The sequence below is a fragment of the Arthrobacter sp. V1I9 genome, from assembly GCF_030817075.1.
Taxonomy (GTDB): domain Bacteria; phylum Actinomycetota; class Actinomycetes; order Actinomycetales; family Micrococcaceae; genus Arthrobacter.
The window spans coordinates 3,982,461-3,996,825 of the sequence record NZ_JAUSYU010000001.1; the positions used below are offsets into that span (position 1 = coordinate 3,982,461).

Genomic DNA, 14,365 nt, shown 5'->3' on the forward strand with positions numbered 1-14,365 from the left:
CAAGGGCGTAGAACGGCACCATGACCGAGCAAAGTTCAGCGCGGGAGCACGTGTCCGCGTGGATGGAAAAGTACCAGGCCGCGTGGACCAGCAACCAGCCCGAGGACATCCGCGCCCTTTTCACCGAGGATGCACGGTACGAGACGCGGCCCAATGACCCTCACGCGTGGCAGGGGCAGGACGGCATCGTTAAGGGGTGGACCGCCGCCCGTGATGAACCCGGGGACTGGACCTTCACCTGGGAACTGCTGGGCACGGACGGCGCCACCGCCTTTATCCAGGGCGTCACCACCTACTCCGGCGACAGGCCGACCTACGACAACCTCTGGGTCCTCCAGCTGGACCCCTCGGGGCGGGCTTCCGCCTTCACCGAGTGGTTCATGGAACGAGACTGAGCTAGAGGCCCAGCCCTCCAAGCTTGTCCCCCAGGCCGCCGGGAAGCTTACCCAGTAAGTCCGCGGGGTTAATGCCCAGTTTTGACAGGAGTCCTGCATGCTGCTCGGTGTCCACCTGGTCCGGCAGCTCGGTCTCGGCCTGGGCAGCCTTGTCGTTGTCTCCCTGGTTTCGAAGGAGCTCGAGGATCTGGGACTTATCGATTTGCACGGCGTTCTCCTTGCTGATCGTGGAACTGCTAAGGGCACTTACCAGCCTTGCGGAAATCTCCTGCCGCAACAAGTGCCGGCTTGCCCGGGGAGTGTTGGGCAGGCATCTGCGGTGATCGGTCCCTGCTGTCGGAGGTCCCGGTTAGCATGGAACGATGACGCACGGGGACCCTGCACCGATCTATTGGGACAGCCGTGACCTCACACCCTTCGGCCAGCCCCATCTGCGCACGCCCGTCCATGACCTCGCGGGGGGAGTGGGCGGCCTGCTCACCGGCGTGCTCGGAGGACGCCACCCGGCGTTGCTTTCCGTGGACGGTGAGATTCCCCGGCTGAAACGGATGCCGCCCAAACCCGCCAAGGCTGTGCACGAGGCGGTCTTTACCAGCCGCCAGCCCGAACAGCTGATCACGCTGGCACGCGCCTATCCCGGATGGGCCGGCCTCTGCTACCTCATGGCCGGACTCCTGGTCTACAAGCAGGGCGGCTACCTGCGCGCATCGGAACTTCTCCAGCGTGGGCTCACCACCAGGAATGAAGACGAAGCCAACCGCTATTCGTCCACCTATCTCACCAGGATCATCACGAACATCGAGCTGGCCGAGCGCGTGGAGATCCCCGTCCTGTTCAGCGAGGAGTCGGTATTCCTGGCACTGGCGCACTCGTTGCGGGAGACGGGACGCACGGAGGCCGCGCTGGACGCCCTCACCGGGCTGCCGCCGTCGCTCCCCATGGCCTTGGCACGCTGCTCGCTGGCGCTGACCCTGGGCCGCAGCCGGACAGTCATCGACTGGACCGACGGCCTGCTCAACGCAGACGATCTCTCGGCCGCCCTGTTAATCGTCCGGGCCCGGGCGCTGCGGCGGGAGGGCCGGCTGGAGGCGGCGAACCGGGCCCTTACAGAGGTCCTGCGCCGGCGGAAGACGCACCTTACCCTGCGGAACGACGCCCTTACGGACCGGGCGCTGCTGCTCCTTGACTCCAGCCGGAGGTCGCTCAACCCGCGGGACTGGGGCCGGCGGCACGAGGACCCGGTGCCGCAACGGGAGATCGCGGCGCCGGTGCCCATCCGCAAGGACGAGGAGATGCGCCGGATCTGGGAACAGGACTGGAAGAAGCTCAGCGACGACTAGGTTCGCTGGCTAGGCACCGGCAGCGTGGGCACCATTGAAGTGCGGCAGGAGTTGTTCGCCGAGGAGAACGGCCCCCAGCGCCACCATGATCACTCCGCTTGCCAGGGTCACCATCCGGGCGGCACCCGGCCGGCTCTGCAGCAGGGTCCGGGAGAGGAGGGCGACGGCGGTGTACACGAGCCCCGCAAGCAGCACGAACGTCATGCCCAGCAGGCCCGACTGGACCGGGACAGGCAGGGGCGCCTCCGTGCTGACGAACTGGGGAACGAGTGCCACGTAGAAGAGCAGGCCCTTGGGGTTGATGCCGCTGGTTCCCATTCCCTGCAGGAACGAGCGGAGCCGCGTGTTCGCGTCACTGCCGGCTCCTGCCGAGAAGCTCGCCCCGCGCCAGGAACGAAGCGTACTCACGCCGAGCCACATCAGGTACCCGGCACCGGCCAGGGTGATCCAGCCAAGGACTCCGGGCATCCCGGTGAGCAGGGCAGCGAGCCCGGCCACCAGCAGCACCGTGTGGAGGACGTATCCACCGCACAGGCCTGCCACCGCCGGCACAAAGCTGCGCTGCCTCAGGCCTGCAGCGATGGAGTATGCCCAGTCCACGCCCGGCGTGCAGGCCAGGGCGGCGGCAACCAGCACAAAGGCCAAAAACAGCTCGGGGTTCATCGTTTCTCCTGCCAGCGGGTCCGTCAGGAAAACCCTAGATACTTTCGCCCCGGAAGTGCTGTCCTTTTTAGCCCGGTTGACCGCTCTGGCGGTAAGATTCTTGCGTGATTGACCACATTGACAGAAACATTTTGCGCCACCTCAAGGAGGACGGGCGGATGACCGCCACTGCGCTCGCCGGGAAGGTCGGTTTGACTGTGGCTCCCTGCCACCGGCGGCTGCGTGATCTGGAGCAGTCGGGTGTGATTCGGGGCTACCGCGCAGACATTGATCCCGCAGCTGTAGGGCTGGGATTCGAGGCGATTGTGTTTGTCACCCTCCGCCAGGTGGACCGTTCCACCATGGAGGTCTTCGAAAACCGGGTGGCGGACAACCCCAACATCGTGGAGGCCCAGCGGCTCTTCGGATCACCCGACTACCTGCTGAAGGTCATCGCTGAGGACCTGCCTGCCTACCAGCGCTTCTATGACGCCGAACTCACGTCCCTGCCTGGGGTTGAGCGGCTGACCTCCACCCTGGTGATGAAGAACCTGAAGTCCAACGCCGGCCCGCCGGTGTGACTGTCAATCGTTGAGCAGGCCGGTGGTGCGGTAGGGGATGACTTCGCGGAGGAACATGCTGGTGGAGGTCCGCACGATGCCCGGGCACAGCCTGATTTCCTCCGAGACCCGGTAAAGGTCGTCCGGGCTGGTGGCCACCACGCGGATCAGCAGGTCGGTATCTCCGGCCGGCGCATGGCACTCCAGCACCTCCGGAATTTTGCGGAGGGCGGCAATGGCTTCGTTGAGGTGGCTTTGATCCAGTTCGGCGCTTACGGAAGCCGCTACCCCGCGTCCCAGCGCGGCGGGAAGCACCCTGCTGCTGTTCGGGCGCAGCGCTCCGGACGCTGTCATCCGTTCCAGCCTGCTCTGCACGGTTCCGCGGGCAAGGCCCAGCCGCTGTGCCAGGACCATGACGGGAACGCGCGGGTCTTCGTCCAGGCCCTTCAGGATGCGCTTGTCGGTGGCGTCCAGTTCCTGCAATCTGCTCAGTTCCTGTCGGTGCAGTGGGCGGAGTTTGGTCAGATTGACCAATGGGGGCGCTGCTTGTTGTTCCAACTGTAGGGGTTCTGCTGAAATTGTGGCAACGAAGGCAAAGCTACCGCTGAATCCTGAAGGCTTACAGACTCCCCGGCACACCACCCGGCGACTGAACACCGCCTCCCGCAAGGAGGCCGCCGCTGATTGACACTTGTTCACACCATGGTCATTCTGCAAACACGGCAAGAGCCCCTGAGCTACCGACGTCGGATTCCCGAAGTCATCGGTAGCTGAGGGGCTCTTGTGTTGTCCCTGCACACCTTCCCGTCCCGCATAGGGTTGATCCATGACGTCCGCAGGCCGCTTTGCCCCTAGCCCCTCCGGCGAACTCCATGTGGGGAATCTTCGGACCGCGATCCTTGCCTGGCTGTTTGCCCGCTCCACGGGCCGGAAGTTCCTGCTCCGCGTGGAGGACCTGGACCGCGCGCGGGCGGGCGCGGAGGCGGAGCAGTTGCGGGACCTGGAGGCCGTCGGTGTTACCTGGGACGGGGACGTGGTACGCCAGACTGCCCGTGCCCCTCTCTACGCCGAGGCGATCTCTCGGCTGGCGGCTGCCGGACTGACCTACGAATGCTTCTGCACGCGGCGCGAAATCCAGGAAGCTCCATCTGCACCACACGCACCGCAGGGTGCGTATCCGGGGACCTGCCGCAACCTCGACCCCGCGGAACTGGAGTTCAAGCGCTCCACTCGGCCCGCTGCCATCCGGCTGCGCGCCGACGTCGCCGAGTACACCGTGCATGACGCGCTGCACGGTGCCTATACGGCGATGGTGGATGACTTTGTGCTGCGCCGCAACGACGGCGTGCCAGCGTACAACCTTGCCGTGGTGGTGGACGACGCCGAGCAGGGCATCGACCAGGTGGTCCGCGGCGACGACCTCCTCCCATCCACCCCGCGGCAGGCATTCCTCGCCTCGCTGCTCCATATTCCCATTCCGGAATATGCGCACGTTCCGCTGGTGGTGAATGCCGACGGCGTCCGGCTGGCCAAGCGCGACGGAGCGGTGACGCTGCGGGATCTGGCGGAGGCGGGAAACTCTGCCGCTGGGGTGCGGGACCGGCTGCTGGCATCGCTGGGCCTGCCGGCTGGGCCGCTTGAACAAGTTGTGCGGGCCTTCGATCCGGCTCCCCTGCCCCGCGGGCCCTGGGTGTGGCGTGCGATGCGGCCCTCCGGACGCTGAGCTCCCGCCCCGCCCTCGCCGCGCGTCCCGGCAGGGTTCGTCAAACTTCGTTGACGGATTGGGTGACGTCAACTAGTGTTGACGCCATGGAGGTGGACCGCATCAAAACACTCGTGGGATCAATGGATGGAATGGGGCCGGCAGAGGCGCTGCACGCCGTCGCCGAACTGCAGAAGGAAGTGAACCGGACCGAATCTTCGCTGGTCCGGAGCGCAAGACAGGCCGGATTGTCCTGGGAAGCCATCGCGTTGTGCCTGGGAGTCAGCAAGCAGGCAGTTCATCGGAAGTATGGCAAGCAGTAGCCCGGAATGACTGAGGCCGGTTGAGCCCAGGCGGCCTGTTCAGCCTAGGCTTAGGACATGTCAGACCAGCAGGCCGCGGAGCAGAGCCCGGCGCCCAGATTCACGGTAGAGACCGCAAAAGTCCTTGCCGAGGTGGCCCACAACCGGCAGAAGGACAAGCTGAAGCGCCCTTACCGTGAGCATGTCCTCGCCGTTGGTGACGCCCTTGCCGATTTCGACGACGATATCCGGATCGCCGGATATCTGCACGACATTGCCGAGGACACCCCGATTACCCGCCAGGCCCTGCTGGACATGGGCGTTTCGGAGCGTGCGGTGGAGATTATCGAACGCGTCACGAACCGGCTGCACAGCAACCCGGACGACTACCAGGCCGGGATCCGCGAGATCGCCGAGGACCATGACGCCGCCCTGGTCAAGATTGCGGACAACGCCCACAACTCGCTGCCCGAGAGGGTCAAGGCGCTGGCTGAGAAATGGCCGGACAAGCCGCCGGCCACCAAGTACCGCGATGCGCGTCCGGTGCTGTATGCCGCCGTGGAGGTGGAGGAGGTCCGGAAGATCCTTGCCCGGGTGAATCCGTGGCTGCTGGAGGAGCTGGACGACCAGCTGGACGAGGAAGACACCACGGATTACGAGAACCTGTCCTATGAGGAGCCGGATGCCGCGGGTGAGGCGGCGTCGGACGCTAGGACGGGCGGCGAGCGGTAGTCTCCGCCTCCAGCTTCTCCAGGGCGTGATGCAGCCGCTCGGAGCCGCGGCGCTCATCAACCACGATTGAAAGGCCGAGTGCCAGCACAATCACCAGCAGGCACACCGGGACCGAAACCCCTGCAGCAGCCAGGCCAACTGCTGCAACCAGCGCCACCAGGACTATGCCGGCCACGGTGATGACGGTGCGGTCCGGGCCGACCATGGCGCTGTACAGCCAGGTCAACGAGCCCTTGAACAGTGCCACCGGAATCGCAATGCTGGCTACGGCCACCGCCGCGCTGATGTGCGCCACGTGGTCGATGTAGTAAGCGGCGACGTGCAGGCCGGCGCCGGTGGCCGCAATCGCGGCGAAGATGGGGATATGCCCGTACCCGAACAGGAACGACCGGTGCCGGCGCAGGTGCAGTGCCCGTCCGGCGGGCAGCATGAAGTAGATCCACCACATGGCGAACGCCAGGGCGGTTCCGCCGAAGCCGACCAGCGCCGCGTCGACGCTCCAGCCGTGGTTGGCAACGATGGCGCGGAGGGTTTCGATCGCGCCGATGAGGCATTCGCCCAGGGCGATGATGGCCAGCAGCCCGTACCGCTCGGCGATATGGTGTGCGTGCCAAGGCGTCCTGGCCTTGCGCTCCGCGGCATAGGGGGTGGCCATCTCCAGCGCGATCAAGGGCAGAATCATGAGGAATGTGGTGAGGACGTCGGCCTCAATAATCAGGACCGCAATCCAGCCGAGCTGCACCAGCGCGAGGTACCTGGCATAGCGCAGGCATGTTTCGCGGCGTGCCGGATCCTGCCTTGCCGCCCTCAGCCACTGGGCCACCAGTGCGAGCCGCATGATCACGTAACCGCCCACGATGACCGCATTGTCTACATGATCGCCCTCCACCAGCGAGCGGAACATGGGCTCGATTCCCATGGCAAGGATCAGGACCCCCACGATCTGGATCATGGTGACTACCCGGAAAATCCAGTCATCAGTGTCGTAGGCGCTGGCGAACCAGGTGAAATTGATCCAGGCCCAGATCACGGCGAACATCGAGAAGGAGAAGCCCATCAGGCCGGGAATGAAGTGCGCTTCCGCGACCTGATGCGCGAACTGGCTGCCCGCGACGCCGAAGGCAATCACAAAGGTCAGGTCGAAGAAGAGTTCAAGCGGCGTGGCTGCGCGGTGCTTTTCATGCGGATCGCGGCCGCCCATGCGCGCCATGGCATGCCGGAGGGGATTGGAGGACATAGGTCAAAACTACACGCGGCCCAGGGCGTCGATGTCCTCCAGGAAGTCCTGGTGCACTTCGGCGCTGACGGTGGTCCGGGTATCGCCGATGGCGTCGAGGTAATCCTGGGTGGAGGGGCCCTTCCGCACCGCCTCGCGATCGGCAAGCGTGCCGCCGGAAGCGACCCCGCCATCGTCGTGCCTTCCGTAGACAACGTTCTCCAGCGCACGCTGGGAGGCGCTGCGGGCCGCGTACTCGATGTCCGCGGGCGAGAAGCCCTCCGTTTTTTCCACGAGCAGTTCCACGTCCACGGCGTCCACCACGGGCACGGGGATGAAGCGCTGCCACATGGCTTCGCGGGCCTGCCGGTCGGGGAGCCCGATGGGGATGACGTAGTCGAAGCGGCCATGGCGCAGGAAGGCAGTGTCCAGGGCGCGGATGAAGTTGGTGGCGCAGACCAGCAGGCGGCCGGGCTGTTCACGGAACGCGGGGATGATCTTGAGCAGCTCGTTGGTGACGCCCTGCAGCGGCGACGGTGGCTCCCCGGACCGCTGGGAGGCGATCTCTTCCACTTCGTCGATGAACACGACGGCGTGCTCCAGCTCCGCGATCTCGAGGAACGTCTCGCGCAGCGCGCCGGCCAGGCCCTGCGGATCGGCGGCGAGCCGGGACGGGAACACTTCGACGAAGGGCCATTCCAGGCGGGAGGCGATGGCTTTGGCGAAGGTGGTTTTGCCGGTGCCGGGCGGGCCGAAGAGGACGACGGCGCGCGGCGGTACTACACCGAATTCGTCGGCGAGGTCGGCTTCGGCCAGGGGCAGGACCAGCCGGCGTTCGAGCAGTTCCTTTTCCTTGCGCATGCCGGCGACGTTCTCCCACAGGTCCCTGGCCAGGACGCGGCCGCCGAGTTGGCCCAGGGCGCCTAGTTCCTGCCGTTGGACGGGGATGGTCCGCTCGAAGTAGCGCAGGTTCTTCTTCAACGCGAAGCCGCGGCCCAGGAACGCTTCCACCCGGGTTTCTGATTCCGGCATGAGAGCCGAGAGCTTGTTCAAGCCGTGCGGGGCCATGCGGTTTTCGACGGCGGCGAGCAGTGAGGTGCCGATGCCGCGACCGCGATATTCAGGGAGGGTGGCAAGGAAGACGATCCAGCCCTGGTCGTGGGCAGCGCGTCCGACGGCGGCGCCCACCACCTGGTCACCCTGCACCGCCACCACGGCGTGGTCCTTTTCGCAGGACGCGAGGACCTCGGAAAGTGCGTATACGGGTTCAACGTTGTGGGACTTGAGGGTTTCCCAGAGATGCAGGATCCCGTCCAGGTCTGCTGAGTGGAAGTCCCTGATCCGCCAGTTGGTCATGCCGTCTCCCGCTTTGGTTCGTCGTTGAACTGCTCCCTGAACACCACCCCTTCGGGCGCCGGCGCCCGAAAGGCGCTCTGCTGAGCATAGGGGATCGGCTCGCAGCCGGGAGTTGCGGGAGCGTTGCGTTACGCCCGGACGGGTCGGGACTACAGCTTCGCGGCGTCCTTGCCTTTGGAGCTTCTCCACAGATGGTGTGGGCGGTGGCTGCCGTCGGTGTGCACCACCAGGACCGGGCAGGCAGCGTGCGAAACACAGGCTGAGCTCACGGAACCAAGGCGCATGCCAATGAAGCCTCCGTGCCCGCGGCGGCCAACCACCAGCATGGCGGCATCAGCGCCGGCTTCGACCAACTTGGCGGGCGCAGGGCCGCGGACTAATTCCTGAGTGATGTGCGCCGGGACGTCCGGTCCGAACGCTTTGCCGAGGGCCTCGGCCAAGGTCTGTGTTACGGCTGATTCATAGGCAGCAAAGTCCGGCGGAACGTATCCGGCGTAAATCTGCGGGAAATCCCAGCAAGCCACAGCGTGGAGCCGCGCGTTGAGTGCGGGCGCCAGCCGGGCTGCCAGACGCAGGGCCTGCACCGAGGAATCGGAGCCGTCCACCCCTACAACAATTTTTGCTTCCTGGTTGTTCATCACCGTCCTCCTGACTGACGAAACGAACGACGGCGGCACCCGGGCTCCGTATCGACGGAACCTGGCGGGCCGCCGTCGGACTCTGCTGCCCGCTCAGACCTTGATCGGAACCGGGTGGACCTCGTCCGCGGGGTGGCCCGCACGCTCATGGATACGGCGTACGGCATCCGCTGACGGGGCCTCGGACAGGCAGTAAACGAGGCCTGAGTCGGGATCGGCCCAAGCCGACTTGAACTCAACCATTTCCTCGCTTTGAATGGCAACATCGGCGTCGTGGGCCGCTTGTAATGCCTCCTTGGTGATTCCGGTCATGTTGCGGTGAACATCCATAAATTCCGGCATGAAACTGATGCTCCTTAACCTGGACCCACCGCTGAAGCGGCGAGATGGGGCTGATGATAGACCTGAGCCTGTCACGGGTCAAGGAAAAACCCCTGACGCGTATCCACTCCGCACCAGCGCCGATCCTGGTACTTAGAGAAGAGCGGGATTGGCGCCACCGAGGCAGCTGGGGCTCTTCTGAAGGGCCGCGACAAGGGGTAGCAGCAGCCGTTGAGAGTGCCCTGCCCGAGGAGTAGCGTGACCTCCATCACTCAAACCGGTTCAGGAGCAATCATGCCAAATCTGGGACGCCGGCTTGCAGCCATGACGGCGGCGCTGGCAATGAGCGTAACCACAGGAGCGTTGGCCAGCCCGGCCTCTGCCCACTCCGGGCCTGCCGAGGAGACCAAAAAGACCCCTATCGCCACGGGCTATGGCGGCGCCGTGAGTACCGTGGACCTGGACGCCTCCGCCGCGGCCATTGAAGTCCTCAGCAAGGGCGGCAACGCCGTCGACGCTGCTGTTGCCGCAGCAGCCACCCTCGGTGTCACCGAGCCCTACAGTGCCGGCATCGGAGGCGGCGGCTACTTCGTGTTTTACGACGCGCGGAAGGGCAAGGTCAGCACGATTGACGGCCGCGAAACTGCGCCGGCCGGTATGCCCCGGGATGCCTTTGTTAAGCCCGGCACTACCGAGGCGTATCCCTTTATCAAGCAGGCAACCAGCGGCATGTCGGTGGGTGTTCCCGGTACGCCGGCCACCTGGGAGCGGGCGCTGGACCGGTGGGGAAGCCTGAGCCTTGGTGAAGCCCTGAGGCCTGCCATTGACGTGGCAACGGCCGGGTTTGTAGTGGACGAGACATTCCGCCAGCAGACTGATGAAAACGATGAGCGGTTCAGGCCATTCGCCGCAACCACTGAGCTGTTCCTCCCGGGAGGGCAGCTTCCAGTCGTCGGTTCTGTCCTGAAGAACCCGGACTTGGCGGAGACGTACCGGCTGCTGGCCGAGAAGGGCATCGATGAGTTTTACGAAGGTCCGATCGCCGACGAGATCGTCACGACAGTCCGGAACGCGCCCACTAACCCGGATCCCAATACGCTGCCCGGGCCGGCAGGCGTTATGACAACCAAAGACCTTGATGCGTACAGGGCTTTGGACCAGGATCCCACCCACGTGAACTACCGCGGCTACGACGTCTACGGCATGGCGCCGTCCAGCAGCGGCGGCACCACGGTGGGGGAGGCATTGAACATCCTCGAGGTGTTCGATCTTCCCGCCTTGGCGAAGGACAAGCCAAAGGTCCTGCACCACTACCTTGAAGCAAGCGCACTGGCATTCGCCGACCGCGGCAAGTACGTGGGTGACCCGGCATTCGTTGATGTTCCCACCGAGGAGCTGCTGGACCCGGTCTTTGGCAAGGAACGGGCCTGCGAGATTGACCCGGCGACGGCGGCCCCGAAACCTGTGGCCGCAGGTGCCGTCAACGCTTACGACGGCGCTTGCCCCGTTGAACCGGCAGCGCTTTCCGGCAATTCGGACACCGAGAACATCAACACCACCAACCTCACCGTTTCAGACAAGTGGGGCAACGTGGTGGAGTACACCCTCACCATCGAGCAGACCGGAGGATCCGGCATTGTGGTTCCAGGCCGGGGCTTCATCCTGAACAACGAGCTGACGGACTTCTCGCCGGTGTACAGCGCAACCGACCCGAACCGCATCGAGCCGGGCAAGCGTCCCCGTTCGTCCATGTCGCCCACCATCGTACTGAAGGACGACGAACCGTTCGTGGCGCTCGGTTCTCCAGGTGGCGCAACCATCATCACCACAGTGCTGCAGACACTTATCAACAGGATTGACCTCGGCATGGATATCTCGGACGCACTTGCCGCGCCGAGGGCCTCGCAGCGGAATTCGGCAACCCCGCAGGCCGAGCCGGCATTCATCGCGGCGTACGAGAGGCAGCTAAAGGAGTACGGACACCCGGCTTTCAGCCCCATTGCTGAACTCGGCGCAGCCACAGCCATCGAGTTCCTCCCTGACGGAAGGGCAGTGGCGGCGGCCGAGCCAGCGCGGCGTGGCGGCGGATCGGCGCTGGTGGTCAAGCCCTCGCCATAGCCCCGCAACTGAACAGAAAACAACGACGGCGGCACCCCAGGTTCTGGAACTCCAAAACCTGGGGTGCCGCCGTCGTACTCCCTGAGGTAAGGCTACTTCTTGAAGGTGTCCGCCGGCGGGTTGGCGACCACGGGGGAGATCCCGGTAAAGCCTTCGCGGGTCTCAGCGATCTCATGGATGCGTTTGCGGCAGGCGTACCAGCCGGCGACCATCAGGACCGAGGCGATGGCGGTGACAAGCATGGTGAGCGGGGATTCGATGAACACCATCACCAGCACGCCTACCAGGAAGAGCAGCGAGAGGTAGCCGGTGTACGGGGCGCCGAACATCCGGAACGAGGGGCGCTTGAGCCAGCCCTTTTTTGCCCAGCGCTGAAGCTGGATCTGGCACAGCACGATGGTTGCCCAGGTCATGATGATGCCCACGGAGGCGACGTTGAGGACGATTTCGAAGGCGTCGGCTGGCACGAGGTAGTTCAGCGGGACGCCCAGCAACGACACGCCGGCGGTGATGGCGATGCCACCGTAGGGCACGCCTGCCTTGTTCATGCGGGACGCGAACTTGGGGGCGGAACCGTTGACGGACATGGAGCGCAGGATCCGGCCCGTGGAGTACAGGCCGGCGTTGAGGGACGACAGCGCGGCGGTGAGGACCACGAGGTTCATGATGACGTCCACGCCCTGGATGCCGATGGAACCGAAGAACGTCACAAAGGGGCTGACGCCCTTTTCGTAGGAGGTGTACGGCAGGAGCAGGGCCAGCAGGATGACGGAGCCAACGTAGAACACGGCGATGCGGAAGACCACGGAGTTGATGGCCTTGGGCATGATCTTTTCCGGGTTTTCAGTTTCACCGGCAGCGGTGCCCACGAGTTCAATGGAGGCGTAGGCGAACAGCACGCCCTGCATGAGGATGATCATGGGGAGCAGGCCGTTGGGGAAGATGCCGCCGTTGTCCGAGATGAGGCTGAAGCCCACCTGCCGGCCGTCCACCGGGGTGCCGAAGATGACGAAGTAGGTGCCGACGATAAGGAAGACCACCAGGGCGGCGACCTTGATCAGGGCGAACCAGAATTCCATCTCGCCGAACACCTTCACCGAGACCAGGTTCAGTGCCAGGACCACCACCAGGGCTATCAGGGCCCAGGCCCACTGCGGGACGGCAGCCATCCAGGGGATGTAGTTGCCGAAGAAGTTCATGTAGAGCGCGGCGGCGGTGATGTCCACGATGGTGGTGGTGGCCCAGTTGATCCAGTAGAACCAGCCGGACACGAACGCGGCCTTTTCGCCGAAGAACTCGCGGGCGTAGGAAACGAACGAGCCCGAGGACGGGCGGTGCAGCACCAGTTCGCCCAGGGCACGGAGGATCAGGAACGCGAAGAAGCCGCACACGGCGTAGGCGATGACGAGGGAGGGGCCCGCGGCGTTGAGGCGGCCGCCGGCGCCGAGGAACAGGCCGGTGCCGATCGCGCCGCCGATGGCGATCATCTGGATCTGCCGCGGCTTGAGGTTCTTGTGGTAACCCTTGTCCTCGGCGTGCAGGGCAGCCTCAGAGGCATGCGCCTGGGGCGGAACCGTATGGTCCGTGATGGGGGAGTTTGTCATGGGGAGTCCTATTTGCTGAGGTTGGCGAGGCGTTCGGGGCTAAGGAGTTCCTGGAGCTGGGTGCTCGTCAGGAGTCCGTGTTCGAGCACGAGTTCGGCCACGCCCTTGCCGGTGGCGAGGGCTTCCTGCGCGATGGCAGTGGCGGTCGCATAGCCCAGATGGGGATTCAGGGCCGTGACCAGGCCGATCGATTGCTCCACCGTGCGGCGGAGGTGGTCCGTGTTGGCGGTGATGCCACGGATGCAGCGCGCCGTGAGGGTGCGGCAGGCCGCTTCCAGGTGGGAGATGCTCTTGTGGAGGCTGTGGACAATGACGGGCTCGAAGGCGTTGAGCTGGAGTTGTCCGGCTTCAGCGGCCATGGTGATGGTGACGTCGTTGCCGATCACCTCGTAGGCCACCTGGGAGACTACTTCCGGGATCACCGGGTTGATCTTGCCGGGCATGATGGAGGAGCCGGACTGGACGGCCGGCAGGTTGATCTCGCCGAATCCGGCGCGCGGGCCGGAGGAGAGCAGGCGGAGGTCGTTGCAGATTTTGGACAGCTTCACGGCGACGCGCTTCAGCACTCCCGAGAGGTGGACGAAGGCGCCCACGTCCTGGGTCGCTTCAATCAGGTCCGGGGCGGTGACCAAAGGCAGGCCGGTGATCTCGGCGAGGTGCCGGCAGGCGGCTTCGGCATAGCCGGCCGGGGCGTTGAGCCCGGTGCCGATGGCGGTGGCGCCGAGGTTGATTTCGTGGATCAGCAGGTCGGCTTCGGCAAGGCGGAGCCGGTCCTCGCCGATGGTGATGGCGTAGGTGCCGAATTCCTGGCCCAGCGTCATGGGGACGGCGTCCTGCAGCTGGGTGCGGCCCATCTTGACCACCGTGCGGAACTCCAGCGCCTTTGCCGCGCAGGCTTCCTCAAGTTCGGCCAGGGCGTCGAGCAGTTCCCGGGCGGCGAAGATGGTGCCCAGCTTTACGGCCGTGGGGTAGACGTCGTTGGTGGACTGGGAGAGGTTTACATGGTCGTTGGGGTGCAGGCGGGTGTAGTCGCCCTTGGGGTGGCCGAGGATTTCCAGCGCGCGGTTGGCGATGACCTCGTTGGCGTTCATGTTCGACGACGTCCCGGCGCCACCCTGGATCACGTCCACTACGAACTGGTCGGCAAGCCGGCCGTCCAGGATGTCCTGGCAGGCCTGCTCGATGGCGTCCGAGCGTTCGGCGTCCAGCAGGCCGAGTTCGCGGTTGGTGCGGGCTGCGGCAAGTTTTACTGCCGCGAGGCCGCGGACCAGGTGCATGTTGGAGAATAACTTCTGGCCGGTGATGGGGAAGTTTTCCACGGCCCGGAGGGTGTGCACACCCCAGTAGGCGTCCGCCGGGACGTCGCGGTCACCGAGCAGGTCGTGTTCGGACCGGACATCTTTTTCAGAGAGGGTGGTGGTGTCGATGGTGGTCATGGG

General features: G+C 65.1%; 16 protein-coding genes. 7 read left to right on the forward strand and 9 right to left on the reverse strand.

What is annotated here, in order from left to right:
• Nucleotides 1-20 precede the first annotated feature (20 nt).
• A complete protein-coding gene (locus tag QFZ70_RS18590; RefSeq protein WP_307097704.1) occupies nucleotides 21-395 on the forward strand; it encodes a nuclear transport factor 2 family protein in 375 nt (124 codons plus the stop codon).
• 1 nt (nucleotide 396) lies between these two features.
• Here QFZ70_RS18590 and QFZ70_RS18595 read toward each other — a convergent pair whose 3' ends face one another.
• Entirely contained in the window at nucleotides 397-603 is a 207-nt protein-coding gene (locus tag QFZ70_RS18595) for a hypothetical protein (RefSeq protein WP_307097705.1), read from the reverse strand.
• A gap of 154 nt (nucleotides 604-757) precedes the next feature.
• Between QFZ70_RS18595 and QFZ70_RS18600 the strand changes: the two genes are divergently transcribed.
• Entirely contained in the window at nucleotides 758-1,735 is a 978-nt protein-coding gene (locus tag QFZ70_RS18600; RefSeq protein WP_307097706.1) for a hypothetical protein, read from the forward strand.
• A 9-nt stretch (nucleotides 1,736-1,744) separates the two neighbouring features.
• On the opposite strand, the gene QFZ70_RS18605 is transcribed toward QFZ70_RS18600, so the two are convergent.
• Nucleotides 1,745-2,398 (reverse strand): LysE family translocator, encoded by a 654-nt coding sequence (locus QFZ70_RS18605; RefSeq protein WP_307097707.1) that lies wholly within the window; start codon nucleotides 2,396-2,398, stop codon nucleotides 1,745-1,747.
• 104 nt (nucleotides 2,399-2,502) lie between these two features.
• On the opposite strand from QFZ70_RS18605, the gene QFZ70_RS18610 reads away from it, so the two are divergent.
• On the forward strand, nucleotides 2,503-2,958 hold the full coding sequence (locus tag QFZ70_RS18610) for an Lrp/AsnC family transcriptional regulator (RefSeq protein WP_307097708.1): 456 nt from the start codon (nucleotides 2,503-2,505) through the stop codon (nucleotides 2,956-2,958).
• Between the two features lie 3 nt (nucleotides 2,959-2,961).
• On the opposite strand, the gene QFZ70_RS18615 is transcribed toward QFZ70_RS18610, so the two are convergent.
• On the reverse strand, nucleotides 2,962-3,420 hold the full coding sequence (locus QFZ70_RS18615) for an Lrp/AsnC family transcriptional regulator (protein WP_307097709.1): 459 nt from the start codon (nucleotides 3,418-3,420) through the stop codon (nucleotides 2,962-2,964).
• A gap of 343 nt (nucleotides 3,421-3,763) precedes the next feature.
• On the opposite strand from QFZ70_RS18615, the gene gluQRS reads away from it, so the two are divergent.
• From gluQRS to QFZ70_RS18630, 3 genes are all read left to right on the forward strand, one after another.
• On the forward strand, nucleotides 3,764-4,660 hold the full coding sequence (gene gluQRS / locus QFZ70_RS18620; RefSeq protein WP_307097710.1) for a tRNA glutamyl-Q(34) synthetase GluQRS: 897 nt from the start codon (nucleotides 3,764-3,766) through the stop codon (nucleotides 4,658-4,660).
• 86 nt (nucleotides 4,661-4,746) lie between these two features.
• Nucleotides 4,747-4,962 (forward strand): AsnC family protein, encoded by a 216-nt coding sequence (locus QFZ70_RS18625; RefSeq protein WP_307097945.1) that lies wholly within the window; start codon nucleotides 4,747-4,749, stop codon nucleotides 4,960-4,962.
• A gap of 57 nt (nucleotides 4,963-5,019) precedes the next feature.
• Complete coding sequence (locus tag QFZ70_RS18630) at nucleotides 5,020-5,673, forward strand: HD domain-containing protein (protein WP_307097711.1); 654 nt, start codon at nucleotides 5,020-5,022, stop codon at nucleotides 5,671-5,673.
• On the opposite strand, the gene QFZ70_RS18635 is transcribed toward QFZ70_RS18630, so the two are convergent.
• From QFZ70_RS18635 to QFZ70_RS18650, 4 genes are all read right to left on the reverse strand, one after another.
• Complete coding sequence (locus QFZ70_RS18635) at nucleotides 5,651-6,910, reverse strand: low temperature requirement protein A (RefSeq protein ID WP_307097712.1); 1,260 nt, start codon at nucleotides 6,908-6,910, stop codon at nucleotides 5,651-5,653. The two genes, QFZ70_RS18630 and QFZ70_RS18635, sit on opposite strands and share 23 nt — an antisense overlap.
• 9 nt (nucleotides 6,911-6,919) lie before the next feature.
• Nucleotides 6,920-8,245, reverse strand: a complete 1,326-nt coding sequence (locus QFZ70_RS18640) for an ATP-binding protein (protein ID WP_307097713.1) — start codon at nucleotides 8,243-8,245, stop codon at nucleotides 6,920-6,922.
• 149 nt (nucleotides 8,246-8,394) lie between these two features.
• Nucleotides 8,395-8,883, reverse strand: coding sequence for a universal stress protein (locus QFZ70_RS18645; RefSeq protein WP_307097714.1), 489 nt, complete (start codon nucleotides 8,881-8,883; stop codon nucleotides 8,395-8,397).
• 93 nt (nucleotides 8,884-8,976) lie between these two features.
• The gene (locus QFZ70_RS18650) at nucleotides 8,977-9,225 is read right to left on the reverse strand and encodes an SCO4226 family nickel-binding protein (protein WP_307097715.1); all 249 of its coding nucleotides are present in this window, start codon (nucleotides 9,223-9,225) and stop codon (nucleotides 8,977-8,979) included.
• Nucleotides 9,226-9,498: 273 nt separating this feature from the next.
• On the opposite strand from QFZ70_RS18650, the gene ggt reads away from it, so the two are divergent.
• Nucleotides 9,499-11,322: a gamma-glutamyltransferase gene (gene ggt, locus QFZ70_RS18655; protein WP_307097716.1), complete on the forward strand. Its 1,824-nt coding sequence runs from the start codon at nucleotides 9,499-9,501 to the stop codon at nucleotides 11,320-11,322.
• A gap of 92 nt (nucleotides 11,323-11,414) precedes the next feature.
• Here ggt and QFZ70_RS18660 read toward each other — a convergent pair whose 3' ends face one another.
• On the reverse strand, nucleotides 11,415-12,926 hold the full coding sequence (locus QFZ70_RS18660; protein WP_307097717.1) for an amino acid permease: 1,512 nt from the start codon (nucleotides 12,924-12,926) through the stop codon (nucleotides 11,415-11,417).
• A gap of 8 nt (nucleotides 12,927-12,934) precedes the next feature.
• On the reverse strand, nucleotides 12,935-14,362 hold the full coding sequence (locus QFZ70_RS18665; RefSeq protein WP_307097718.1) for an aspartate ammonia-lyase: 1,428 nt from the start codon (nucleotides 14,360-14,362) through the stop codon (nucleotides 12,935-12,937).
• Between the last annotated feature and the right edge of the window lie 3 nt (nucleotides 14,363-14,365).